Genomic DNA, 230 nt, shown 5'->3' with positions numbered 1-230 from the left:
CCTCAAGGAAGAGGGTTTTTAGAAAATGTAGGAGGAACTTATAAAGGAGATCCTGCGTTTGAAATGGGAGGATACAAAAGTCACAAAGGAGGATATAGAGCCCCATTTAGCAATCCGTTTATTATTAATAAACCATCGGATGAATGTCTAACAGATAGATTAACAGATGAGGCTATTTACTTTATAGGTCAAAATAAAAACGAACCCTTTTTTATCAATTTAGATTATTA

General features: G+C 33.5%; 1 protein-coding gene. It reads left to right on the top strand.

Annotated elements, in window-relative coordinates; translation table 11 throughout:
• The coding region (locus Q4563_RS23265; protein ID WP_303606233.1) for a hypothetical protein at positions 1-230 on the top strand (230 nt) is incomplete at both ends.

This window comes from Gilvimarinus sp. 1_MG-2023, from assembly GCF_030548285.1.
The sequence above is the reverse complement of the archived record's forward strand: the minus strand, read 5'-3'. Positions and strand labels throughout refer to the sequence as shown.